Annotated in this window: 17 protein-coding genes and 1 riboswitch; of the genes, 6 read left to right on the top strand and 11 right to left on the bottom strand. The window is 44.8% G+C overall.

Going from position 1 to position 26,504, the window contains the following annotated elements:
- Positions 1 to 2 precede the first annotated feature (2 nt).
- The 9 genes from R7Z47_RS18295 to R7Z47_RS18255 form a co-directional block, all read right to left on the bottom strand.
- Positions 3 to 1,727, bottom strand: coding sequence for a GspE/PulE family protein (locus R7Z47_RS18295; protein WP_005381188.1), 1,725 nt, complete (start codon positions 1,725 to 1,727; stop codon positions 3 to 5).
- Positions 1,724 to 2,818, bottom strand: coding sequence for a tetratricopeptide repeat protein (locus tag R7Z47_RS18290; protein WP_025767599.1), 1,095 nt, complete (start codon positions 2,816 to 2,818; stop codon positions 1,724 to 1,726). Before R7Z47_RS18290 ends, R7Z47_RS18295 begins: the two co-directional genes overlap by 4 nt.
- Positions 2,815 to 3,660, bottom strand: a complete 846-nt coding sequence (locus tag R7Z47_RS18285) for an ExeA family protein (protein ID WP_005381192.1) — start codon at positions 3,658 to 3,660, stop codon at positions 2,815 to 2,817. The genes R7Z47_RS18290 and R7Z47_RS18285 overlap by 4 nt, the downstream gene beginning before the upstream one ends.
- A 44-nt stretch (positions 3,661 to 3,704) precedes the next feature.
- Positions 3,705 to 5,345: a pilus (MSHA type) biogenesis protein MshL gene (gene mshL, locus R7Z47_RS18280; RefSeq protein WP_033907420.1), complete on the bottom strand. Its 1,641-nt coding sequence runs from the start codon at positions 5,343 to 5,345 to the stop codon at positions 3,705 to 3,707.
- A 20-nt stretch (positions 5,346 to 5,365) separates the two neighbouring features.
- A complete protein-coding gene (locus R7Z47_RS18275; RefSeq protein ID WP_005381196.1) occupies positions 5,366 to 5,698 on the bottom strand; it encodes a hypothetical protein in 333 nt (110 codons plus the stop codon).
- Positions 5,691 to 6,341, bottom strand: a complete 651-nt coding sequence (gspM, locus tag R7Z47_RS18270; protein WP_005381197.1) for a type II secretion system protein GspM — start codon at positions 6,339 to 6,341, stop codon at positions 5,691 to 5,693. The genes R7Z47_RS18275 and gspM overlap by 8 nt, the downstream gene beginning before the upstream one ends.
- Positions 6,338 to 7,783, bottom strand: a complete 1,446-nt coding sequence (locus R7Z47_RS18265; RefSeq protein WP_318130379.1) for an MSHA biogenesis protein MshI — start codon at positions 7,781 to 7,783, stop codon at positions 6,338 to 6,340. Before R7Z47_RS18265 ends, gspM begins: the two co-directional genes overlap by 4 nt.
- An 11-nt stretch (positions 7,784 to 7,794) precedes the next feature.
- Positions 7,795 to 9,804: an RNase E specificity factor CsrD gene (gene csrD / locus R7Z47_RS18260; protein ID WP_005381201.1), complete on the bottom strand. Its 2,010-nt coding sequence runs from the start codon at positions 9,802 to 9,804 to the stop codon at positions 7,795 to 7,797.
- 242 nt (positions 9,805 to 10,046) lie between these two features.
- On the bottom strand, positions 10,047 to 10,586 hold the full coding sequence (locus tag R7Z47_RS18255; RefSeq protein WP_005387798.1) for a single-stranded DNA-binding protein: 540 nt from the start codon (positions 10,584 to 10,586) through the stop codon (positions 10,047 to 10,049).
- 277 nt (positions 10,587 to 10,863) lie between these two features.
- Here R7Z47_RS18255 and R7Z47_RS18250 point away from each other — a divergent pair, with 277 nt between their 5' ends.
- The 4 genes from R7Z47_RS18250 (at position 10,864) to R7Z47_RS18235 (ending at position 17,361) form a co-directional block, all read left to right on the top strand.
- Positions 10,864 to 11,508, top strand: a complete 645-nt coding sequence (locus R7Z47_RS18250; RefSeq protein WP_005381237.1) for a LuxR C-terminal-related transcriptional regulator — start codon at positions 10,864 to 10,866, stop codon at positions 11,506 to 11,508.
- Between the two features lie 159 nt (positions 11,509 to 11,667).
- A complete protein-coding gene (gene galU / locus R7Z47_RS18245; protein ID WP_005381239.1) occupies positions 11,668 to 12,540 on the top strand; it encodes a UTP--glucose-1-phosphate uridylyltransferase GalU in 873 nt (290 codons plus the stop codon).
- A gap of 149 nt (positions 12,541 to 12,689) precedes the next feature.
- Complete coding sequence (gene uvrA / locus R7Z47_RS18240) at positions 12,690 to 15,512, top strand: excinuclease ABC subunit UvrA (protein WP_262607051.1); 2,823 nt, start codon at positions 12,690 to 12,692, stop codon at positions 15,510 to 15,512.
- 67 nt (positions 15,513 to 15,579) lie between these two features.
- Complete coding sequence (locus R7Z47_RS18235; protein ID WP_262607052.1) at positions 15,580 to 17,361, top strand: PglL family O-oligosaccharyltransferase; 1,782 nt, start codon at positions 15,580 to 15,582, stop codon at positions 17,359 to 17,361.
- 59 nt (positions 17,362 to 17,420) lie between these two features.
- On the opposite strand, the gene R7Z47_RS18230 is transcribed toward R7Z47_RS18235, so the two are convergent.
- Positions 17,421 to 18,542 (bottom strand): pyridoxal-phosphate-dependent aminotransferase family protein, encoded by a 1,122-nt coding sequence (locus tag R7Z47_RS18230; protein WP_017821323.1) that lies wholly within the window; start codon positions 18,540 to 18,542, stop codon positions 17,421 to 17,423.
- Between the two features lie 220 nt (positions 18,543 to 18,762).
- Positions 18,763 to 18,941, top strand: a riboswitch (Lysine riboswitch).
- 101 nt (positions 18,942 to 19,042) lie between these two features.
- On the opposite strand from R7Z47_RS18230, the gene lysC reads away from it, so the two are divergent.
- Positions 19,043 to 20,395, top strand: coding sequence for a lysine-sensitive aspartokinase 3 (lysC, locus tag R7Z47_RS18225; protein WP_053350596.1), 1,353 nt, complete (start codon positions 19,043 to 19,045; stop codon positions 20,393 to 20,395).
- A gap of 86 nt (positions 20,396 to 20,481) precedes the next feature.
- Here lysC and metH read toward each other — a convergent pair whose 3' ends face one another.
- Entirely contained in the window at positions 20,482 to 24,162 is a 3,681-nt protein-coding gene (gene metH / locus R7Z47_RS18220) for a methionine synthase (protein ID WP_262607053.1), read from the bottom strand.
- A 191-nt stretch (positions 24,163 to 24,353) separates the two neighbouring features.
- Here metH and R7Z47_RS18215 point away from each other — a divergent pair, with 191 nt between their 5' ends.
- Entirely contained in the window at positions 24,354 to 25,685 is a 1,332-nt protein-coding gene (locus R7Z47_RS18215; RefSeq protein ID WP_031781147.1) for a cation:proton antiporter, read from the top strand.
- Positions 25,686 to 26,504 lie beyond the last annotated feature (819 nt).

Genomic DNA, 26,504 nt, shown 5'->3' with positions numbered 1-26,504 from the left:
ACCTATATGAAAATGGGATCAGTCTTACCAGAAGCATCACCCTCACCTAGGGTCATCACTTCATCCAAACTGACGGTGCCTTGTAGCGCCAGTTCCATTGCAGAAGCAAGCAGTGGCTTATAGTTTTCTGAGCGGCGCGCGGCTTGCGCAAAGCCAACCGCATCATTGGCGCGCAATTTATCCATCATCTCTTGCTCAAGTTCGAGCATTTCAAACACACCGATTCGGCCTCGATAACCAGTCAAGTTACAGTTTTGGCAACCTGCGCCTTTATAAAAAATGGTGCTAACTTGATTTGGGAAACGCCCAGCTAACCACTGCTGGCGAGACTCATCTAAGTGGTCTTCTGTTTTACAATCTGGGCAAACTCGGCGCACAAGACGCTGCGCCACCACGGCTCTGACTGCACTAGCAACCAAGTAACCCGGCGCACCCATATCGATCATACGTAACGCACTGTCGACAGCATCGTTGGTGTGGAGAGTACTCAATACTAAGTGACCCGTTAGTGCAGCTCGCAGACCAATTTCTACCGTCTCTTGATCACGCATCTCACCAACAAGAATGATGTCTGGGTCTTGACGTAAAAAGGTTCTCAGAACACGCGAGAAAGTTAGATCGATCTTACTGTTAACCTGTACCTGAGTGATGCGAGGCAGACGATATTCAACCGGGTCCTCTGCTGTAATGATCTTTTTCCCAGGTTCGTTGAGCTCACTCAATGCGCCGTAAAGCGTGGTGGTTTTACCGGAACCTGTCGGCCCGGTAACCAAAATCATGCCATGCGGACGCGCCAACTGTCGACGTAAGCGAGCAAGCAAGTCTGGCGGCAAGCCCGACTCTTCTAACGGACGCAAACCAGCGGACTGGTTAAGCAGACGCATTACTACGGATTCTCCGTACTGCGTTGGTAACGTCGACATACGAATATCAATTGATTGGCCACGAACTTTGATATTGAATCGGCCATCTTGCGGCAAGCGCTTTTCAGAAATATCTAGGTGTGCCATCAACTTCAGTCGAAGAACCAAAGCCGATGCAATATTCACTTCATTTAAGAGCGTTTCATGCAATACGCCATCAATACGCTGGCGTAAACGCAATACTTGATCGTCTGGCTCAATATGAATATCCGAAGCTCCAACCTGTACCGCATCTTCAAACATGGAATTAACCAGCTTTACAACGGTAACCTCTTCACTGTCGGCCTCATCAATACCGTAATCAAAGCTTTGTACATCTTTATGCTCTTCATGCAGCTGTTCAGCAAAGGAGGCTATCTCTTTAGTACGGCGGTAATAACGGTCAAAGCTTGAAATAAGCTGACGCTCTGAAGCAACAATGAACTCAAGGTTGTATTGACCTAACAAGTTCATCAATGATTCTTGGATGAACAAGTCCGCAGGGTCACTCATAGCAACGCGCAGTGTGTCCCCATTTCGAGCAACGACCATCGCACGTAAGCGACGTGCGTGTACCTCAGGTAAAATCTGCACGGCTTCGGCATCCACAGGTGCACGACCAAGATCGATCAGTGGCAAACCAAGCTGCTGAGACAAGAAGTCCAACATTTGCTTTTCGGTAATAAAGCCAAGGTCAATTAACGCATCCCCTAGCTTCTGCCCGGTACTGCGTTGTGCGTTTAGTGCTTGCTGGATTTGTTCTTCAGAGACGATACCTTCCTCAACCAGAAGATCGCCCAAGCGTTTTCTCAACTGAATTTTCATTGTGCGCTCTCCAACTCTTTCAAGATGCTCAAACGGTCACGGATAAATGCTTGCGATTGATTCGAAATGCCAACTTTACCCAGAGCTTGGTTGTAAGAGTTGATCGCGGCAGTAAAAGCCAGGGCGCGCTCTTGTTGAATAGCCAAACCTAACCACCAGCGCGCGTTTTCCGGCTCACGCTGAGTTAGGAGTTGATAGCTCTCAAGCGCAATGTCATTTTGCTTGTGTTTTTGTGCCAATGCCGCACGCATCGCCAAGTAATCTCGACTTGGTACTGGAGGCAAATGAACAAGCGGGCTCAGCGCCGCTTCAGGTTGATTAGCTTTCACTAACAACTTAGACAAGGCCAAGCGAAGTACTTGGTTGTTCGTATCTAGGTTGATACCTTCTTGAATAATCTCATATGCTTTACGCGTGTCACCTTTACCAAAGTACAACGCTGATAGCTTTTGACGCGTGTCTGCATTCATTGGCTCATAACGCAACGCCTCGGCATAAGCCGATAACGCCGTTTGCATATCGTTAGCATCGAGTGCTTTTTCCGCTCGACTAACTGCCTTAAGAGAAAGCTGACGATGTGTAAGCTCAACCTGCTCAATACGCATTGAGCTGTTTTCTGATGTCGTGTGGGTTACGGGATCGTATTGTTCCTCGCTCGGCATCGTTGCTAACTGCGCGAGTAAAACTGCCTCTTCAGAGGCGGTATTTATCTCAGATCTTGGCGTGAACCTATCAGTCTCTTGCATGTGAGGCTGTTGCGCTACTGGCTGCGTGGCTGGTTTGGTGTAAACCACATGAGTTGTATCGGGCGTCATTTTACTCGTTGGCGAGTGAGTGCGCTCCGATGAAACAATTGGTGAGACATTCACAGACGACAGTGGCATAGCGTCGGTTTGAAACTGTGATAGCTCGCCTGAAGGGACAGGACCGCGAGAGACCGCCCAGCTACCAACCGCAAGGCTTAACGAAAAACCGGCGACAAGCCAAAGCCAAGGTTTACTGCGTGAGACACTTGGAATCTCCGCACGAGTAAGCTCTGACGGCGATGTTTTTTCAGCAAGTTCTGATAATGCTTTATTGATGGCACTCAAGGTTGACTCCATCCCCAAAATACGGGTGTTTTAAACTTAGGTTTACGGGCATCAAACGTATCGTGCATAGCGGCGTAAACGTGATGATTTTTTAATAGTGTGCAACGATCATTAAATGCAGCAAGCAACGACTTGTGGCTAATTTGGTTTATCAAGCGCGGAATCCCCATGGATGAACGCCAAATCGCTTTTTTCTGTTCAATAGAAAAAATGTGCGCCCCATTGCCTGCTTTATCTAAACGATTATTGATGTAAGCCACGCCTTCATCGATAGAGAGAGGACGTAACTGGCAACTAAACGTAATGCGTTGACGAAATTGCCTTAGCTCATGGTTAGCTAATCTTTCATCCAACTCAGGTTGTCCGAATAACACCAATTGAATGAGCTTATCTTGTTCCGTTTCTAGATTGCCAAATAGACGCAATGTTTCTAAAGCTTGTGGGGAAAGAGCTTGCGCTTCATCAACGATCAAGACGGTTTTCTTTCCCAAGGCATGTACTTGAATCAAGTGCTCTTGAATGAGGGAAACGATACGCAGCGGATCATCGTTCTCGATACCCAACTCTCTGGCGACAGCAAACTGCAACTGTTCCCCATTCAACACTGGATTGGGTAAGTAAATAAGCTCAACTTCAGATTCAATCTGCTCGATCAGCTTACGGCATACCATGGTTTTTCCAGTGCCTACTTCTCCCGTCACCTTAATCACCCCTTCTCCCATTTGCACGGCGGCTAGGATGGTTTGGATCGCCTCATAGTGAGGGACTAACCCCAAGAACATTTCTGTATTTGGGGTTAACGAAAAAGGCTGAACTCGGAATCCAAAGTGTGACAAGTACATACTCGAATCACAAACCTATTGAAAAACAGAACCTTTCCCAGCGCTTATTGCGCATCTGGGAACCACTCTTGCAGCAGATCACGAGAGCGCTCTAGCTCTTTCTGCCAAGAGTTCACGCCAACTACGGTCGGTTTTAGCAAGATGACCAATTCTGTTTTCTCAGTTACGTTATTCACGTTGCGGAACAAATGCCCCAATGCTGGTACATCGCCCAAAAATGGGACTTTAGAAACAAGCTCACGATTTTGCTGTTTCATCAACCCGCCGATAACCACAACATCGCCATCTTTAGCACGAATAACCGAGTCTGATTCACGAATAGAGCTTTTCGCTAATGGCAGTTGGATGTTTTGGAAATCTCCGCCCAAGTTCAATTGCTTCACTTCTTCTGTAACTTCAATAACTGCGGGGTGAACATGCAGGAACACATTGCCTTTGTTATCAATTTGCGGAGTCACATCGAGGGAAATACCCGAGAAGAATGGCGTCAGTTCCACTTCAGGAACTGCATTTGAGTTTTCACCGTTGCCTGCATTACTCGATAGCTCGGTAACAAAGTACTCATCGGTACCGACTTTGATGACAGATTTTTGGTTGTTGGCAGCGGTAATACGAGGGCTCGAAAGGACGTTCAAGTCACCTTGCGTAGACATAAAGCTCAACACTGCATTGAAGTTACCATCCGAAATAGTCACGTTGGTTTGACCGCCCAAGAGCGTGCCAATCGCATCCAATGGTGGTAATGCCGATGCAGGGCGGTTGACTACGATACTACCCGAGTTACCAATTGACGCCGATAAGTTTGACCAGTTGATGCCTTGTTGGTAGCCATCATTCAACGTCACTTCTAGGATTTTAGCTTCAAGAATGACCTGGCGCTGCATGCGCTCCTGCGATACACCTAAGAACTCGCGTACTTCGCGAATATCATCTGGAAATGCTCGAACCGTAATAACTCCCGCTTGTGGCGTTACAACCACACTTTGCCCTTTGCCTGAACCAATTAGATTCGCAACAGCTTGCTGCAGCATAGGCCAGAAGTCACTCTCAGTGATGGTTTCAATGCGTGTACCACCCGTAGATGTGGTCGAGCTATCGTTGTTGTTTCCATTGTTAGAGTCTGACGAGTCAGAACTGTCTGAGCTACCACCAGAATTAGACGTACCAGCCGAGGTTACAGAGCCCGTAACAATGCTGGTTAATGAGCGACCAGAACGCTTGAACTGCAGGTAATCGACTGGAATGGTCACAGTACGCATACCTGCTGGGTAGATTTGAATAACTTTGCCAGACTTCACCACGTCATAGCCATACATATTCTGTACGACATTCAGAACTTCATCCAATGTCACATCTGACAAGTTGACGGTGATATTACCTTGTACCGATGGGTGAATCGCCACGCTGTACTCAGTGCCTTTCACTAATGAGGCGAAAAAGCTTCTTGCATCGACCGCATTCGCTTGAATACGAAAACGCTTCGAGGTGCCTTGCTCTGATGCAACGTTCGAGTCTAAATTTGGCATCAAGTCTGCCTCAACAGAAGAAGGGATTTCTTCCAATGTGCGGCTGTTCGCTTGATTGATCGATTCATTGAGCGCTTCTTTAACTTCCACTGGATTCCGATGACCCATTGAACATCCCATTAAAGAAGCAATCGTTATTCCTACAACTAATTTGCGCATATCTGATCGGGCTCTGGTTATTATTGTTTTACGTTTAAATCAAAAAGCTCTAGGTCCCACTGACGGTTACCACGCTTTAAAGTTACAAATTCACTATTAATGCTCGCGACGCGATAACCCTTAAATAGCTCGCCTTTTTCGACAAGTTTGTTATCCATAATCGCGATACAATCAGTACTTGGCTTACACACAATACTGTTGAGCTTAGGCAGTCGATACCGTTTAACTTTTGGTTTCGCTGACGTTTCAACCGCTGGCTTTTCCCAACCAAGTGGGGCCGTTGGGTCCTGGTTTGCCCAAGCGGTTCCTGCCGCTGCCATAACAAGCAATGAGATGATGAGTTTGTTAACCACCAATAAACTCCTCTCTAGATCCTAGTGTGTAGACTTCTAACACAAGCTTCGCTTTCGGGTACTCTTCGACTTTATAACTAAAGCTGCGCCAGTAATAACTCGCAGGAAGGCTCTCCAATTTATTCAGATAATTAGCAATAGAAAAATAGTCACCAGTCAGTTCCATACGAACAGGATGCACGTAGTAACCAGAGTATTGCGATGCTTCTTTATCTTCCGTTATTGGCTCAGATGGCAAGGTTTGCAGAGACAAAAGGTGAATGCCACTTTGCTGCTCCAACACATTTTCAAGCAGCTCAGCCATTTGCGAAGGTGTAATAAGATGCTCGATGATCTCCGCTAATTGCATCGAAAGATGCTGACTCTCAGCTAACAGATTAGATATCGCGCGATCAATCTCAGCATTTGGATCTTTCTTAAGTTGCGCCTGAATACGTAGCGTATCGATTTCAATCTTTTGATTGGCTTGCTTTAAATTACTTAGTTGCCTCTCATTACTGATGATCTCGTTAAGCTTTGGCTCCAATACCAGCGTAAAGAGCAACATGATCACAACAACTAAACCGCACAATGCGGTGAGCACTTTTTCACGCGTACTCATTTCGCCAAAGCGCCCTTCTAATGAGAGCCAGAATTCGTTCATTTCTCTTTATCCTCGCGCGTTTTTAGTTCAAACGTCACAATATCCTTATCATTTCGACCTATTTTGACGCCGTCAAACGTTCGACCAACCAAGCTAATTTCGTTTTTAAATTGGCTGACCCAATTTGGCACTGAGCTCGGTTTTTTCGCTAGCCCCTTCAGGTCTAAGGTATGGGTATTGATTCGAATTTCGGACAAAGAAATTTCTTGGTTTCCTAGCTTCGCTAATGATTGCATCACGCCAGAGTAACCCGTGCGTTGCGAGTCATCGTATTTCCCGACAGCTTTAAGCGAGTCTCGCTTCGCCTTGACTTCACGCTCTAAGCGGGCTTTAGCTGCCAGCTTATTATTGTCAGGTTGATGTTTACGTAGCTTGACTTGATAACGTTCAAGCTCTGACTTCATGATATCGCCTTTACTTTTTACAATAGCAATCTCATCTTCCAAACCGCTGCTCTGCCAAGTGACATAACCGTAAGAAAATAGAATTGCAGCCGCCGCAACGCCCCAAGATAACGCGATATTTTTTAGCGTCAGGAGCTCTTTTTTCGGCTTTAAGTAATCGGGATATAAGTTGACGCGTCGAGTATTTGAAGTAGCCGCAGTGTCAGCCAAAACATGTCCTGATAGCTCATGTTCTGGTGGTAATAACGGTGAAACCTTAGTACTTAAACGGTAGTTCAGAGCCTGAACAAGCTCGCTCTCATCCTCTTCATCACAGCACACTTTCAATTGATGTAATTGCACGTGGCGTAACTGAGATGAAAGATAGTCAATCGAACGTTGCAGTTCTAACGACAGACTGTCCATCTGTAAATCGCTAGACGGAACCCCCGTTAACGGTGGCGTCACACTGCGAATAGAGCGGTGGAACGCAATAGTATTTTCGACAAAAGCGCTTATACGGAAATGACCACGCACACTGCGTTGTAATAATAGGAAGTTTCCTAGTTCACCAGCAGTCTCTCCCCAAATATCGTCTTCAGGAAGAATGGCTTCTAATGGTAACTGGGCTCGACTGGCCAGTAACACAATCTTATCCAATATTTTTCGCGATAAGACGTATGCTTGCACTTTGGTTGAATTCGGTAACTCGACCGCATCGGCAATAATGTCGATAGCACGCTCAGAGATCAGTTCTTTCAACAAAAACGGTAATGCGGCTGGCCATTCTTGACGCGGCATGACCGGTTTGTCGATTTGGTACATCTGGTAATAGTTATGAGAAAGAATAACCGTTAATGAATCATACGTACTCGCTGCAACGCTCAATGCTTGCTCAACGGCTTTTTCCCAATTGGACTCAGAAATATCAAATTGGTATGGACGACTACTTTTGATTGAAGATGATAAATAAACGGCGTCTGGCTGAATAACCAAAAAGCAGGAGCGATCACCACTAGATGATCGCTTAAGCTTGTCGAATAGTGCTTTGAAATCCATGATTATTATCTTTATTTTTTCCGCCAGCGATTTCGTCTTCCCAATTTAACTTGGGATTCTGATTGAGAATTCGGCAACGCTTGGGGACGAGGAAGAAACTGCTGCTCCGCAGAAAAGTAACGCCCTTGCCCACCATAAACCCCGAGCTCAATTAATGTGTTGAGCTCGTTCTGATTCTCAATTCCCACTGCTATAATTTTAGTTTTACTGTTTGCCGCCGCACCTAGCATACTGCGGACAAATAGCTGGTTTTCATGTCGTTGGTCGATTTTTGCTACTAAACTGCGATGAAGTTTAAGGTAACGAATATCCACTTCTTTTAAATAGTGAGTGCTGACGATGGTACGCCCAGCCTGCCCAACCATTAAGTGGCACCCCAAACCGGCCAGCATTTTAGCGACTGGTCGCATAAAGTCTAAGTGTCTTACAAATTGTGCTTCAACAAACTCAAAACTGAGACACTTTCTCTGCTCACGTGACAACTGTAAGAGTTCATCACGAAACCATTTAAAGTACTCTCGGTTAGAAAATGGCGTTACATTCAAATTGAGCGCATACGATCTTGAGTTATCAAAATTATCCTTAAACTCTCTTAAGAATTTATTAATAACCGACTTATCCATTTGCGCTTCATAACCAACCTGTCTGATCGCAGAAATGAACCGAGACGCTTTAACAATCCCATTCTCAGGATCGCGAATCCGACATGTTAACTCTTCATATAATGATTTTTTATGCGTCGCGTCACTTATTGGGTGCACAGATTGTGCGTAGAGTATCACACTTTCAGGTGTAAGTGCTGTGTCAAATAACGTTCTCCACCTCACACTTCCGCGAGCTTCTTCATCGTGGTTCCATTTTTTGAAGCGACTCCAATTATTGTTATTTTGTAGTTGCGCACTACGCAAAGCAGTCTCGGCTTCATCAATGATTTGGCTGTGTCGCTCACCTTCTTTATAAGTGGTGATGCCAATATGGCACCAGTTGTCTGGATCAAGTGGCTCTGGCGGCATTAACTTTTCTAACTGGCGAATGCATTGCGAGGCAAGGTTAGCCACATCTTTCGCACTTTGGTGCGGTAGAAAAAGCGCAAAATCAGCATCGTAATAACGGGAAAATACAACATCTGGGTATCGTTGAACTAAATTGGACAATAAACTCCCAACTTCAACAATAAACTCATCCGTAATTTGCTTATCTTGCTCTTCTTCAACCAGTTTCCAGTCTTGAATACGCACTAGCAACACGGCGCCGCGAGCCCCACTTTCTAGTAACGCCGATTCCAACTTGCTATCAAATAACACTCGGTTAGCGGTACCGGTTAGCTTATCAAGGAAGGTTTGAGTTCGAATAAAGGTATCAAATCGGCTTCGCTCTTGACGCGCATCTTGTAACTCTTCGATTAATACATCGAGCGCTTCACTGGCGGTGTAAGGCCATTCTTTTTTGTCACCTTTGGCATACTGCTCCACCCTACCAGCCAGGATCATTCTGCCTCGCTCTTCGAGCATTTCAGAGCCTTCTAATTGCTCTTTAAGCCATGCCACGCCGCGCATTAAGCAGAAGATGATCAATATAACGGCAAGCGTGATCGACCAAAGCGCCTGCATTGAGTAGCTGTAACCTAAGTAAGGGGGAATTGCTTTAAAGTGAATCGTGTAATCTTGATTGTGAGTCAACTGGTACTCAGCCTCAAACAAGACTGACGCTTCCATTTGATGAGAAGTATCTTTGAAGCGATAAACAACGGCGTTGTTGGTCGACAACGTCATTTCGACAATATTGGAAGCCTGCAGCATTTTCGGCATCCAGCGCTGCATAGAATAAGCGGCGTCAGGATCTTCCATCTCCTTGTCGACCACCTCTACGATCCCTTCTAAATAATGGGTGAGATATTCCTGCCCAAGACGTTTAAAAGAGAGGGTGCCACCGACAAACAAGATAAACATGGCGCAGATAACGATCATGGTGACAAAGGCCACCAGCCGTGTGCTTAACTTAAGAGTTGGGGTATACCTCATGAATACCAAATTCCTTTTTTATTCATCATATACCTTATTGAAATATTTATACTTGATAAGAGTTCATCAAACAATCGGATTAGTCTGATAGTGAGAGGCTGGAGCATAAAGAAAATCACACTCATTGATAAGTTTTATTGTTACGCCTAACCTTGCCAAGAGAAGCCTGTGAAATCATTAGATTGCGACAATAAAAAAGGCCGCGATATTCGCGGCCTTTTCGATTCAAGCATAAGCAGAATTTAGAACGGGATATCGTCGTCAAAATCCATTGGTGGCTCATTGTACTGCTGCTGTGGTTGCTGCGGAGCCTGTTGTTGTGGTTGCTGTTGCTGAGGCGCATTGTACTGCTGCTGAGCTGGCTGTTGAGGCTGACCCCATCCACCTTGTTGCTGCTGTTGACCGCCCATTGGTGCGCCGCCACCTTGAGCACGACCGCCAAGCATTTGCATAACACCATTGAAGCCTTGAACAACTACCTCAGTTGAGTAGCGATCTTGGCCACTTTGATCTTGCCATTTGCGAGTTTGCAGTTGCCCTTCAATGTAAACTTGAGAGCCTTTACGCAAGTACTCACCTGCTACTTCCGCAAGTTTGCCGAACAACACAACACGGTGCCATTCCGTTTTTTCGCGCTGTTCGCCAGTCGCTTTATCACGCCATGAATCAGAAGTCGCAATAGTAATGTTTGCTACTGCACCGCCATTCGGCATGTAACGAATTTCAGGGTCGTTACCTAGATTCCCCACCAAAATAACTTTGTTAATTCCACGGCTGGCCATGATGTGCTCCGTTTCACTCTGGATATATAAAATTTTAGCGCATTAGAATAGCACGCTTTAATGTTTTGATTAAAGTCTAATACCATTGTGATCTATTGAGTCATCCTCTAGAACCCAAATCGTATTTCAACTTACGTGTGTAGCATTTTTGATTCGCATTGCAGACATCGTTTCGTGAAGCTTTGAATTCGAACGCATTTATTCAGTAAAGCGATGGTTATGGCCTCTCTTTAATGCCAGTTTATGGCTTCTATTGAACCCAGGGAGATTGGAACACGTGAGAAAGTCGGCTTACGCAAGAAAGCTATTTCTGATCAGTATGGAAGATAATGCGCAAAAAAAAGTGGCGGCACTCGAAAAGTACGTTGATATGAGCATCCCGGTGATTTCAACCGCAGCACTCATGGAAGCCAAGCCACAACACCGTAATAAAATTCTACTGATCGACTTCAGTGAACATAAATCACTTGTTCAATCGATCAAAAATTTGCCTCTTGTATGGAAAAACTTTGAAACCGTTGTCTTCAACGTGCCTAAAAGACTAACCACAGATGAACTTCTTTCATTTGGTCAATTAAAAGGTGTGTTTTATTCTGAAGATACGCTAGAGCAAATTGGAGAAGGGTTAAAAGGCATTGTTAACGGTCAAAACTGGCTGCCGCGTAATGTAACCAGTCAACTTTTACACTATTACCGCAATGTCATTAATACTCATACTGCACCAGCTACGGTAGACCTAACCATTCGTGAGCTACAAGTACTGCGTTGCCTACAAGCTGGCGCCTCGAACAGTCAGATGGCCGAAGAGTTATTCGTCAGTGAATTCACCATCAAATCGCACTTGTATCAGATATTCAAAAAGCTATCCGTAAAGAACCGAGTACAGGCAATCGCCTGGGCAGACCAAAACTTAATGTCGTGATGCAATGTTAGCGGCTCTGATAACTGAAATGACGAGTCGCTCATCTTTTTTCCGCACCGAGTCTCACATTTTTTCCTACTTTATTCATGATTCATTGATACCTCTCGTGTTAAAGTTATGCGCAGATTCTTGATAAAAACGAGATAGGATATTCCCCCAATGATAAAAAAATGTCTGTTCCCTGCTGCAGGCTATGGCACACGCTTCCTACCGGCAACGAAATCTATGCCAAAAGAGATGATGCCAGTCGTTAACAAACCGCTTATTGAATACGGTGTCGAAGAAGCAATCCAAGCTGGTATGAACGGCATGTGTATTGTGACAGGTCGTGGCAAGCACTCGATCATGGACCACTTTGATAAGAACTACGAACTGGAACATCAGATTAGCGGTACCAACAAAGAAGAGCTGTTGGTAGATATCCGTGAAATCATTGAATCTGCAAACTTCACTTATATACGTCAACGCGAAATGAAAGGCTTGGGCCACGCGATTCTAACTGGACGAGAATTGGTAGGCGATGAGCCATTTGCTGTTGTTCTTGCTGATGACCTTTGTGTGAACGAGCAAGAGGGCGTACTGGCTCAGATGGTGGCACTATTTAAGCAGTTCCGCTGTTCTATCGTTGCAGTACAAGAAGTACCAGCCGAAGAAACGCACAAATACGGCGTTATCTCTGGTGAAATGATCAAAGACGACATCTATCGCGTAGACGACATGGTAGAAAAACCAGAGAAAGGCACGGCGCCTAGCAACCTTGCTATCATTGGCCGCTACATCCTGACTCCCGATATTTTTGAACTGATCGAAAACACCGAACCTGGTAAAGGTGGTGAAATTCAAATCACTGACGCGCTGCTGAAGCAAGCAAAAGCGGGCTGTGTGTTGGCTTACAAATTCAAGGGCAAACGCTTTGACTGTGGTAGCGTTGAAGGTTACATCGAAGCAACTAACTATTGTTTTGAAAACCTGTATCTAAAAGATGAAAAAACCTCTGAGCTAGGTAAGCACGCAACACAAAAAGCTGTATAAAGCATCGTCGTAGTACGAAATTACTGTATCGAAAGCCCAGCACAAAGCTGGGCTTTTTACTTTACTGTTTTTTTATCCAGTAATTTTCTTTGCACATTTCTCACACTATGTAATACTTGCCCCACTTGGTTATACATAGAGCAAAAACGATGGATAAAATAGAAGTTCGCGGTGCCCGAACCCATAACCTTAAAGACATTAATCTTACAATCCCTCGCGATAAACTGATTGTCATTACTGGACTAAGTGGCTCCGGTAAATCCTCTCTCGCTTTCGATACATTGTATGCAGAAGGCCAACGACGCTACGTAGAGTCTCTCTCTGCCTACGCTCGTCAGTTTTTGTCTCTGATGGAAAAACCCGATGTCGACCACATTGAAGGGTTATCACCCGCGATTTCTATTGAACAGAAGTCTACTTCTCATAACCCGCGTTCAACCGTCGGTACAATTACCGAAGTCTACGACTACTTACGTCTATTGTATGCTCGTGTGGGCGAACCCCGCTGTCCAACGCATCATGCTCCTCTTGCTGCGCAAACCATCAGCCAAATGGTGGACAAAGTCCTAGAGATGCCGGAAGGCAGCAAAATGATGCTATTGGCACCTATTGTCAAAGAACGTAAAGGTGAGCATGTTAAAACGCTTGAGAACTTAGCGGCTCAAGGCTTTATTCGTGCGCGTATTGATGGAGAAACTTGCGATCTTTCCGATCCTCCAACCCTTGAACTACATAAAAAGCACACCATTGAAGTTGTGGTAGACCGCTTTAAAGTTCGTCCAGACTTACAACAGCGCTTGGCCGAATCTTTCGAGACAACACTCGAATTATCAGGCGGAATTGCAGTTGTCGCGCCAATGGATGGCGACGGTGAAGAGATTATTTTCTCCGCCAACTTCGCTTGTCCACAATGTGGTTACAGCATGCAAGAGTTAGAGCCGCGACTTTTCTCATTCAACAACCCTGCTGGAGCATGTGGCACTTGTGATGGCTTGGGTGTTCAACAATACTTCGATCCAAGCCGAGTCATTCAAGATGATTCATTAAGCTTGGCACAAGGTGCGATTCGCGGTTGGGATCAAAAGAACTACTACTACTTCCAAATGCTCACCTCATTGGCCGATCATTATGGTTTTGACCTCCATGCCCCTTTTAATTCTCTGCCAAAGAAAACGCAAGATGTCATTCTAAAGGGCTCTGGTCGTACTGAGATTGAGTTTAAATACATCAACGATCGTGGCGATATTCGCGTTAAGCGCCATCCATTCGAAGGTATTCTGAATACCCTAGAACGTCGCTATCGTGATACAGAATCCAACTCTGTCCGTGAAGAGCTCGCGAAATACATCTCCACTAAATCTTGTTCAAGCTGTGGCGGTACTCGTCTACGCCTTGAAGCACGTAACGTGTTTATTGCTGATACGACACTACCTGAGATTGTTGAACTCAGCATTGCTGATGCATTGGAATTCTTCCATTCCTTGAAACTGGAAGGTCAACGCGCCCAAATCGCTGAAAAAGTGATGAAGGAAATCAACGACCGCCTGCAATTCTTAGTTAACGTCGGTTTGAACTACCTAAACTTATCACGCAGTGCAGAAACCTTATCAGGCGGTGAAGCTCAACGTATTCGTTTAGCAAGCCAAATTGGTGCAGGTCTTGTTGGTGTCATGTACGTCTTAGATGAACCGTCGATTGGCCTCCACCAGCGTGATAACGAACGACTCCTAAAAACACTGACTCATTTGCGCGATTTAGGTAATACCGTACTTGTGGTAGAACACGATGAAGATGCGATTCGCTGTGCAGATCATGTCATAGATATTGGTCCTGGTGCTGGCATACATGGTGGTAATGTTGTTGCGGAAGGCACCATGGAAGAGATAGTCGCGAATCCGAATTCTCTGACAGGTCAGTACTTAAGTGGTGTTAAAGAAATCGCAGTACCGAAAGATCGCACGCCGCGAGATCCGAAAAAAACGGTTGAGCTATTAGGCGCTACAGGTAATAACCTTAAAAACGTTAATCTTTCAATTCCTGTTGGGTTATTCAGCTGTATTACAGGAGTATCTGGCTCAGGTAAATCAACGCTGATTAATGATACTTTCTTTAAAATTGCGCATACCCAACTTAACGGAGCGACAACGGCTCAGCCTTCACCTTATAAATCGATTAAAGGTCTAGAGCACTTCGATAAAGTCATCGATATCGATCAAAGCCCAATTGGCCGTACACCTCGCTCTAACCCTGCAACCTATACGGGGATCTTTACACCAATCCGTGAACTGTTTGCAGGCACACAGGAGTCGCGTTCTCGCGGTTACAAACCGGGCCGTTTTAGTTTTAACGTACGCGGTGGTCGTTGTGAGGCCTGTCAGGGTGACGGTGTTATCAAAGTAGAAATGCATTTCCTACCAGATGTTTATGTGCCATGTGATGTGTGTAAAGGTAAACGCTACAACCGTGAAACGCTCGAAGTACGTTACAAAGGTAAAACTATTGATGAAGTGCTAGAAATGACGGTCGAAGATGCACGCACCTTCTTCGATCCAGTTCCTGCCATCGCTCGCAAACTACAAACACTGATGGATGTCGGTTTGTCGTACATACGATTGGGTCAAGCGGCAACAACACTCTCCGGTGGTGAAGCACAGCGTGTGAAACTGGCGCGAGAGCTATCCAAACGTGATACAGGAAAAACCTTGTACATTTTGGATGAACCAACAACCGGCCTTCACTTCCATGATATCCAGCAGTTGCTCACTGTACTGCACAGACTTCGCGACCACGGAAATACTGTCGTGGTGATCGAGCATAACCTGGACGTCATTAAGACTGCGGACTGGATTATCGATCTTGGTCCTGAAGGGGGTCAGGGTGGCGGCGAGATAATCGCTCAAGGCACTCCGGAAGATGTGTCGCAAATCGAGGGTTCGCACACAGCTCACTTCCTCAAGCCTATGTTGAAGTAGAAAAAACAGGTAAAGTATCGAGACCAGCAAGTGCTGGTCTTTTTTCATTCAAAACAACGCAATAACTATGGCTACTATACATGTAAGTGGAACAAAGCTTTCTCCCGAAAAAGTACAGGTTCCCCTCAATCGCAAGTTTCTCATTGCCTTGGCAACACTATTTGTGTTGGCAATGCACTTTTTCATGCCCAACCCCGGCGGTTCGGGGCTTTCGCTTTCGTTCAATGCGACAACTTGGATTGCTTTTAGCTTTGCATTAGGCATTGGGTGTTACCAACTCGCGAATAATCGAGTGCTACGTTACTCAAAACTAACCATCGGCTTGTTCATTAGTGCCCTTATCATGACAGTGCCCATTCTGTACCCAAATGCGAATAGCAGCTTGGCAGCCAATAAGCTCATAGGCCTGTGGTGTGGTGTCCTGTTCTTTATTGTTTTACAACAATTTCATTTCAGTAATAAACATCGCCAACGCCTATTATGGTTCATTGTCCTTGCGGTTGTTATCGAAGCCATTTTTGGTTTGACACAATATCTGCATCTCAAACCAGGCAATCCGTTTGGTTACGACACGGTGGCCAATCGTCCTTATGGTATTTTCCAACAGCCCAATGTAATGGCCAGCTTTCTTGCGACAGGGTTGGTGATTGCCAGCTATTTACTTGCACGTCAGCCCTACAAATACGACCGTAAGTTAAGCGATGTTTACCTTCTCTATGCCGTGCCAGTTTTAACTTTACCACTAATTGTGGCGTTGGCTTCACGCACTGGTTGGTTAGCCTCGGTCATCGCCGTGTTGTTGGTCATTCCATACATGTACCGTTTTGCAACCAAAGGGCGCTTTATCCGCTGGGTTGTGTCACTTGTAAGTGGGCTCTTATTCTCAGTCGTTGTCATGCATCTTGCCTTTCCTGATGGGGGTGGGTTAGCCGCAGAAAAAGTAAATATGGAGTCTCCTCGAGCGTATACTTTTCCGCAAACATTAGACATGGTGATTGAAAAGCCTTTTACTGGTTATGGATATGGTAAGTTTGAATCTGAGTACATGCTGTATACGGCTCGTCAACATGCCCTAAATGAGAATTACCCAGCTGGTTTGCCAGCAATGGATCATCCGCATAATGAGCTACTTTACTGGGGAGTAGAAGGTGGCTTGCTGCCAATACTCGGCATCTTCTTAGCGATGGCACTGGTACTGTATCGAATCTATCAAGCCAAACGCGGAACTCGTCTTGCGTTGCTGGCCTTGTTTATACCTATCATATTGCACTCACAACTGGAATACCCTTTCTACCACTCTCTCGTGCATTGGTTGATCTTCGTTATCCTACTGTACTGGGTCGATCAGCGCGTCTCTCGTTATCGACAAGTCGGCTTTAGTAATGTGACCAAAAGCTTGCTGCGTGTTTTTAGTTTGGTACTTCCCGTTGCGTTTACGTTTTACATGGTAAGCGCATTACATACGAACTATGTATTGACGAAGTTTGAGACCACTAGACCAACTAACCCTGATATTCTGAATCAAGTCAGTAACCCTGTGGTTTGGAAAGACAGGTTTGATTGGGATGTCTATAGCACGTTTTTAAACCTTGGGCTGTACCAACAAGACGCAACCTTGATTCAGCCTTATATCAATTGGTCGCTAAAAATCATCAAAGATAAGCCTCGCCCTGCATTTTATAATAATTTGATTTTGGCCTACCAAGGCTTAGATGACTCAAGTAAAGCGGAGCAAATTAGAGCTGAAGCGCAGTTTTTGTTCCCGAAGATTGATTTCAGTGACGTCAATTACCAACCACCTTCTCAAGCAATCTCTGCCTCACCAGCCCCCACTTCAGGAGCTGAGTAATAAATACCAAAAAGCGAAGGGATGACCTTCGCTTTTCTTTATCTCATTGCTGTATGATTTTATTCAGTGAGTGACTCTTCTAACGCTTTTAAGCACAGCGCAACGTTTTCAGATCGAGCGCCGTAACCCATTAAGCCAATACGCCACGCTTTACCAGCTAATGCCCCAAGGCCTGCACCAATTTCTAGGTTATAGGTTTCTAGCAAGTGAGCACGAACTTTTGCTTCATCAATTCCTTCAGGCACGTAAATCGCATTTAATTGTGGCAACCGATGGGCTTCGTCCACAACAAATTCAAAGCCTAACTTTTGTAAGCCATTTTTGAGTTTTTCATGCATCAGTTGGTGACGAGCCCAAGCGTTTTCTAATCCTTCATTTTTCAGTATCAATAAAGCTTCATGAAGCGCATACAAGCTATTAACTGGCGCCGTATGATGGTAACTACGCTTGCCTTCTCCACTCCAATACCCCAAAACTAAACTCTGATCGAGGAACCAACTCTGTACTGGTGTTGTTCTTGCTTGAATCTTTTCAATCGCGGCAGGAGAAAACGTCACTGGTGAGAGCCCAGGTACACATGACAAACATTTTTGACTACCAGAGTAAACCGCATCCAGTTGCCATTCATCCACTTTTAACGGCACACCACCAAGCGATGTCACCGCATCAACAATAGATAATGCATTATGCTGTTTCGCCAGCTTACCCAATGCTTGAGCATCACTGACTGCACCAGTTGAGGTTTCCGCATGCACAAAAGCAAGAATTTTTGTATCTGGGTGCTGTTCGAGTGCTTGCTCGACTTTATCAATGGAAACAGGTGTCCCCCATTCATCATCGACGATAACAACTTCGCCACCAGCACGGACGACATTTTCGCGCATGCGTTCACCAAATACACCATTACGACAGACGATCACTTTATCGCCTTTCTCGATCAAGTTTACAAAGCAGGTTTCCATCCCTGCACTACCTGGCGCTGAAACCGCAATAGTGAATTCATTGTCAGTTTGAAAGGCATACTTCAATAGCTGCTTGAGCTCATCCATCATACCGATAAACAGAGGATCAAGGTGACCTACAGTAGGACGGCTTAGTGCTTGTAACACTTGAGGATAAATATCAGAAGGACCAGGTCCCATTAAAATACGGTGAGGCGGAATAAAGCTTTGGATCGACATGTCAGCTCCTTGATTATCTTTTATCCTGAGCATTCTAAAAGTTCTATTCAATAACATGGCTCAGGTGTAGGGTTCTTCACCCTAATAGATTTTTCCTCTATCAGCAATTAGCCGTAAGTATGGAGGTCAAACCAGTGTCACAAAATCGTTAATAAAAAACACCATAAAGGTTGAAATATTGATTGACATTAAGGCCTCAAAACCGTTCAATGTTTGAGCTTTATGTAGAAGAGGAGCGCTACCCAGGTAGATGATTTGTGGAACCGCAATTCCAACACCAATCATTGAGGGGGAGTAGTGCCGAGGTAAGTCAAAGTTGCAGGATTTGACTTGTCGGTTGAATTGGGCTGAATCCCATCAACTGTCATCAGCGCAGTCTGATGAAGGGCTTCTGAGGGTAAATTTTTCAAATAGCATTCTAAATACCTCTCTTTTTGCTCTGTTCCTTTTCTCACTAAACATTGGATGTACAATTTTTTAGGAAGTCGTGGGAGAACGCAGTGAGCGCATTTAACGTAGCTAAATTCGGTGGAACCAGTGTTGCCAACTTTGAGGCAATGAGTCGTTGCGCCACCATTATCGAAAACAATCCAAATACTCGCCTGGTCGTGAGCAGCGCTTGCTCTGGCGTCACCAACCTATTGGTAGAACTCGCCAACGGCGTTCAGGATCAAACGCACCGTACTGAGCTGCTGCAAAATCTGGCCAACATTCATGACGCCATTTTAACTCAGCTCGAAGACAGCACGAAAACTGCTGCCGAGGTGTATGGCATATTAGATACCGTAACCAGCCTGGCCGAGGCTGCATCTATCCAAGCTAGTGCGAAGTTAACCGATCATTTAGTCGCATGTGGTGAACTCATGTCGACGCACATTCTAACTCAGTTAATGTGTGAGCGAGGCATTCAAGCAGTGCGCTTTGATATCCGCGATGTGCTGCGTACTGATGACAACTTTGGTCGCGCGGAGCCAAACATTGAAGCAATTTCGACGCTTGCGCAAGATAAACTCGTACCACTTTGCCAACAATCCGTTGTTGTTACTCAAGGCTTCATAGGATCTGACGAAGCCGGTAATACAACAACATTAGGTCGAGGGGGCAGCGATTACAGCGCCGCCTTAATTGCTGAGAGCGTTAAAGCGGCAGGGCTAGAAATCTGGACTGATGTTCCGGGTATCTACACAACAGACCCGCGAATTGCACCAAAAGCCTCACCAATTCCCGAGATCAGCTTTAGTGAAGCTTCAGAAATGGCTAACTTTGGCGCTAAAATCCTTCACCCTTCTACGCTAGTACCTGCATTGCGCCACGACATTCCGGTATTTGTGGGGTCATCGAAAGAGCCTGAAAAAGGGGGAACTTGGATTCGCCACCAAGTCGAAAGCTCACCGTTATTCCGTGCGCTAGCTTTGCGTTGTAACCAAACCATGGTAACGCTACGCAGCGCCAATATGTTCCACGCATACGGCTTCTTAGCAAAGGTCTTTGAGATCCTTGCAAAGCATAAGATATCTGTCGATTTGATCACAACATCTGAAATCAGTGTATCGTTAACACTTGATCAAACCGATACATCCGGCGGCGCGCCGCAGCTGCCGCAAGCTGTACGAGAAGAGTTAGAAGAGTTATGTAAGGTAGAAGTTGAACGTGACCTATGCCTCGTTGCCCTAATTGGTAACAACATGAGTGAGAGTAAAGGCTACGCGAAACAGGTTTTTGGCACGCTAGAAGATTTTAACCTACGCATGATTTGTTATGGCGCTAGCCCTCACAACTTATGCTTCTTGCTCCATGAATCAGTATCGAAACAAGCCATACAAAAACTCCACACTGAGTTGTTTGAGAAGTAAGTTCAACTCAATAAAACAAAGGGCTGCGTATCTGCAGCCCTTTGTCGTTTCATTAGTTGTTACATTTGGACGAGGTAAACATCAATTTAACCGTTAATGTTTGGCCCTAACCATTTTTCAGCCTCGATCCTATCCCACCCCTTACGATCGGCGTAACTCTCTAGCTGATCTTCTTGGATCTGTGCGATCGCAAAGTAACGTGAGTCAGGATGAGAGAAATACCAACCAGAGACTGACGCGCCCGGATACATTGCATAGCTGGAGGTTAGAGTCATGCCAATATTCTCTTCCACATTAAGTAGCTCCCAAAGCGGTCCTTTTTCAGTATGCTCAGGGCACGCTGGATAACCTGGTGCAGGGCGAATACCTTGGTATTTTTCACGAATGAGATCATCGTTAGATAAATCTTCATCCGCAGCATAACCCCAAATTTCTTTACGGACACGCTCATGCAAATACTCAGCAAACGCTTCGGCTAGGCGATCCGCCACCGCTTGAATCATAATTGCGTTGTAATCATCTCCCTGTGCTTTGTATTCATCAGCAAGCTCTCGTTCACCAATACCACCAGTGACAGCAAATGCCCCTATCCAATCATGTTTACCCGACTCTTTAGATGCGATGTAGTCGGATAAACAATAGTTGAATCCTTTTGGTTTCTCGGTCTGTTGTCGCAAGTTACGTAATACTTTCACAACGTCGGTACGAGTTTCATCAGCATAAACTTCAATGTCGTCCCCCACGCTCGCAGCAGGGAATAAGCCACACATTCCACGCGCTTTTAACAGGCCTTCTCGCTCAACTCGATCAAGTAACTCGTTGGCATCTTCGAATAAACGTTTTGCTTCTTCACCAACTTCTTCATGTTGGAAAATTGTTGGATACTTACCCACAAGTGACCAAGTCATAAAGAATGGTGTCCAATCGATGTATTGACGTAATATAGCCACATCAAAATCATCGAAGATATGAATGCCAGGCTTAACAGGCACTGGAGGGGTGTAAGCTTCCCAATCGATAGCAACTTTATTCGCTCGAGCAGCTTCTAATGTCACTGGTTTGGTTCTCGGTTTCTTTCGATTATGTTGATCACGTACTCGTTCGTAATCAGCTTCAAGTTTTTCAACAAATTCAGGGCGACGTTCATCTGACAAAAGAGAAGTACATACGCCCACTGCACGTGAGGCGTTGTTCACGTAAACCACTGGATGCTTGTAATTTTGCTCAATCTTAACTGCTGTATGGGCTTTTGACGTTGTTGCGCCACCGATGAGAAGAGGTAAGTTAAAGTCGAGACGCTCCATCTCTTTTGCAACATGCACCATTTCGTCTAATGAAGGCGTGATCAACCCTGATAAACCAATAATATCGACGTTTTCTTCTTGCGCTACTTTTAAGATCTTTTCGCAAGGAACCATGACACCAAGATCGATAATTTCGTAGTTATTGCACTGCAATACAACGCCAACGATATTTTTCCCGATATCATGTACATCACCTTTGACCGTCGCTAGCAAAATCTTACCGTTTGTTTGTCCCACCTGCTTTTCTGCATTGATGTAGGGCTCGAGATGCGCGACTGCTTGCTTCATCACTCGGGCAGATTTTACGACCTGAGGAAGGAACATTTTACCTTCACCAAACAAGTCTCCGACGACGTTCATCCCATCCATTAGTGGGCCTTCAATCACCTCTAATGGCTTTGAAGCTTTGACACGAGCCTCTTCGGTATCATCAACGATGAACTCAGTTATTCCTTTCACTAACGCGTGCTCTAAGCGCTTTTCAACAGGCCAAGTTCTCCACTCAAGTGCAGAGGCATCCTCCTCTTTACCTACCCCTTTGCCTGCATATTCCGCCGCGATATCTAACAATCTCTCAGTGGCGTCATCACGACGGTTAAGAACGACATCTTCCACAGCCTCACGCAATTTTTCAGGCACGTTATCGTAGATTTCTAACTGACCCGCATTCACAATCCCCATATCCATACCATTTTTAAAACAGTGGTAGAGGAACACCGCGTGAATCGCTTCACGTACATAGTTATTGCCACGGAAAGAGAATGAGACGTTAGAAACACCACCCGAGATCATCGCATGTGGTAAATCACGTTTGATATCGCCAACGGCTTCAATGAAATCCACCGCGTAGTTATTATGCTCCTCGATCCCCGTAGCAATGGCAAAAATGTTTGGGTCAAAAATGATGTCTTCTGGTGGAAAGCCCACTTCATCAACAAGAATTCGGTAAGCGTTGGTACAAATTTCTACTTTGCGCTCACGTGTATCTGCTTGCCCAATCTCATCAAACGCCATCACAATCACAGCCGCACCGTAACGGCGGATCAACTTAGCTTGTTCAACGAATTTCTCTTTGCCTTCTTTGAGAGAGATCGAGTTAACAATGCCTTTGCCTTGGATGCACTTAAGACCGGCTTCAATAACCTCCCACTTGGAAGAGTCAACCATGATTGGTACTTTTGAGATTTCAGGTTCTGACGCACAAAGGTTTAAAAAGCGAACCATACAAGCTTGTGCATCCAACATGCCTTCATCCATGTTGATATCGATAATTTGAGCGCCATTTTCAACTTGTTGACGAGCCACATCGAGCGCTTCATCGTACAGCTCTTCTTTAATTAAGCGCTTAAAACGCGCAGAACCGGTTACATTCGTACGCTCACCGACATTGATAAATAAAGAGTCTTTATCAATAGCGAGTGGCTCTAGGCCAGACAAGCGACAAGCAACGGGAAGTTCAGGTAATTGACGAGGGGCGATATTTTCAACCGCGAGTGCCATTTGGCGAATGTGCTCAGGAGTTGTACCACAACACCCACCAATCAAGTTTAAAAAGCCACTTTGAGCCCACTCTTTAACATGCTTAGCCATATCTTCTGGCGACAAATCGTATTCGCCGAATGCATTCGGAAGCCCAGCATTTGGGTGAGCGGAAACAAAAGATTCTGATATACGAGAGAGCTCTTCAACATAAGGACGCAGCTCATCTGGACCAAGTGCACAGTTCAAACCAAACGAAATAGGTTTAACATGACGTAATGAGTTGTAAAACGCTTCTGTGGTTTGACCGGATAATGTCCGACCGGAAGCATCAGTAATAGTCCCCGAGATCATCACAGGTAACTCAATCCCCATCTCTTCAAACACACTTTCAACAGCAAATGAACAAGCCTTAGCGTTAAGCGTATCGAAGATGGTCTCGATAAGAATAAGGTCTGAACCACCTTTAATAAGCGCTCGAGTCGATTCAGAGTAAGCCTCAACTAACTCGTCGAAAGAAACATTTCGATATCCGGGGTCATTTACATCAGGAGAAATAGAACAAGTTCGGTTTGTCGGCCCTAAAACCCCTGCGACATAACGTGGTTTATCGGGTGTTTTTGCGGTCCATTCGTCTGCAACTTCACGTGCAAGCTTGGCAGCTGCAAAGTTAATTTCTTCACTTAGGCTTTCCATCTCGTAGTCAGCCATCGCAATGGTTGTTGCGTTAAAAGTATTGGTCTCAAGAATATCTGCACCCGCTTCTAAATATGCAGCGTGAATTTCCTTGATAAGTTGAGGCTGACTTAGAACCAACAGGTCGTTGTTACCTTTTAGATCACAATGCCAATCCGCAAAGCGCGTTCCTCGATAGTCTTGCTCTTCAAGTTTGTACCCTTGAATCATGGTTCCCATACCACCATCAATCAAAAGAATACGTTGCTTCAATTGAGCTTCAATCTGTTGTCTTACGTTACTTCCCACAGTACAGCCTCATTCCTTTAGTTATCTTTCCATCCTATCACACAAACTTCAGGAGTCTAGACGTCTAAACGTAGAATTAATGATTATTTTATATCCTTCTTAACTTACAAAATAATCACGAAAAAATGTTTGCTATTTAAGCAGCATCAGCCGAGAATTCCATTCATAAAATGTTACAAATAGAGAGCTCTATGTCGGTCTATCATACTTTATGTTTTCTATCCGCAGCTGCGATGCTAATTGCTTTTGTAAACAGCAAGATAGGAAAGATGCAAACCACCATTGCGATTACTGCAGGTTCAATGGTGCTTTCACTTCTAATCTTAATTGCGGGTCAAAACAACTGGTTCCATCTCACCGAAATTGCGACGGAGACGGTCACAAGGATTAACTTCGAAGATTTCTTGCTCAAAGGCATTCTTGGCTTCTTACTATTTGCTGGTGGACTAGGCATCAAACTCCCGAACCTTAAAGATCAAAAGTGGGAGATCACTGTTTTAGCCCTTGGAGCCACACTGTTTTCCACGTTCTTTATTGGATTTGCACTGTATGGGTTTTGTCAGTTAATTGGCATCCAATTTGATTTGGTCTACTGCTTACTATTTGGTGCTCTAATATCGCCAACTGACCCAATCGCTGTATTGGCTATTGTGAAAAAACTAGATGCTCCTAAACGTATCTCCACTCAGATTGAAGGAGAATCGCTCTTCAATGATGGCTTCGGTTTGGTTATCTTCGTCACTCTATTTACGATTGCATTTGGCACTGAGGCACCAACTGTAGGTAGTGTCACCTTGCTCTTCATCCAAGAAGCTATCGGTGGTATCACATATGGTTTCGTCCTCGGTTTGCTATTCCACTACTTGATCAGTGCCACCGATGATCACTCAATGGAATTGTTACTTACCATTGGTGTCCCAACAGCAGGTTACGCATTTGCTGAATACATCCATGTATCAGGCCCACTCGCGATGGTTGTATCCGGTATTATGATTGGCAACTGGACACGCTTTATTGGCTTTTCAAAAGAGAGTGAAGATCACCTTGACCATTTTTGGGAGCTTGTTGATGAGTTCTTGAATGGTGTGTTATTCCTACTGATCGGTATGTCGATGCTGCTATTTGAATTCCACAAAGAAGACTGGATCATGATGGCTATTTCGGTCCCTCTTGTACTAGCAGCTCGCTATCTAAGTGTATTTCTTTCTTACATAGGCTTTAAACGTTACAGAAAATATAATCCATGGTCAGTGCGTATTTTGACGTGGGGCGGCTTACGCGGGGGCCTTGCATTGGCAATGGCACTTTCCATTCCATCTGGTATTTGGGTGATTCAAGATAAGTTAATCGATGTAAAAGAGATTATTCTTGTAATGACCTACTCCGTCGTTGTTTTCTCTATCCTCATTCAAGGCTCAACAATCACTCCAATGATTGAAAAAGCAAAAGCAGAAGAGAAGAAGATGGAAGAGAATAACCAAGCAATAACCACTCCGGAACATACGGAGCCATTGGACTCTTAAAGACACGTAACTTAATAAATAAAAAGCAGCTACCTAGCTGCTTTTTTCATAACTAATTTTCAGACTCCCCTTCAAGGACGAATGCTCCTTATTCTTTGATATACCCTCAAATATACTAAGAATCGCTACGCTACATTTTCATAGATACTAACTATTGCCGATAGATAGTATTCATAGACGAGCCTTTTAATTTACCCATTTTCATCTGTATCACTTCTCTTCCCTTGGCAATATAGGCTCCTCGCAAACATCAAAGCTAAACTTCCACAATACTTAGCAATGAGCGAGTTTGTATTTTTATGAGAAAGAGACATTTAGGGTGATTGCGTTCAGAACCCAAACAGGTTAGCAACCTCACCAAGATAAAACTGAGCTAGCATTCAGTAGATCAAAGCCTTAACAGAAATTTAGCCCCCTCCCTCTTGATCTCAGTGAGACTAAACTTGTATTCAAAGTCATCCTATTTTCAAATTAGAAACAAGCGACACTTCAAACAATTAAACTCTGTCACATAACTAGATTTTCTAATATCGAATAAAAGGAGCTTTGGTGAATGAAGAGGCTCAAAACTAGCGCTCGAGACTGCAGAAACCACACAAAACTGCGTTCCACTTCACTCATGACAGGGCTTAGAAAGCATCGCCAGAGGGAAGCCTGCCTCTCGATGCAAGGTTTCAATATGAAAGTGGGTTTAAGGTAAGTCAGGTAACCAAAACGAAAAAAGCCTCAGTCTTTCGACTGAGGCTTAATATAAGTGGCGGAGTGGACGGGACTCGAACCCGCGACCCCCGGCGTGACAGGCCGGTATTCTAACCAACT

It is taken from the genome of Vibrio sp. 1641, assembly GCF_033339995.1.
GTDB lineage: Bacteria > Pseudomonadota > Gammaproteobacteria > Enterobacterales > Vibrionaceae > Vibrio > Vibrio alginolyticus.
The sequence above is the reverse complement of the archived record's forward strand: the minus strand, read 5'-3'. Positions and strand labels throughout refer to the sequence as shown.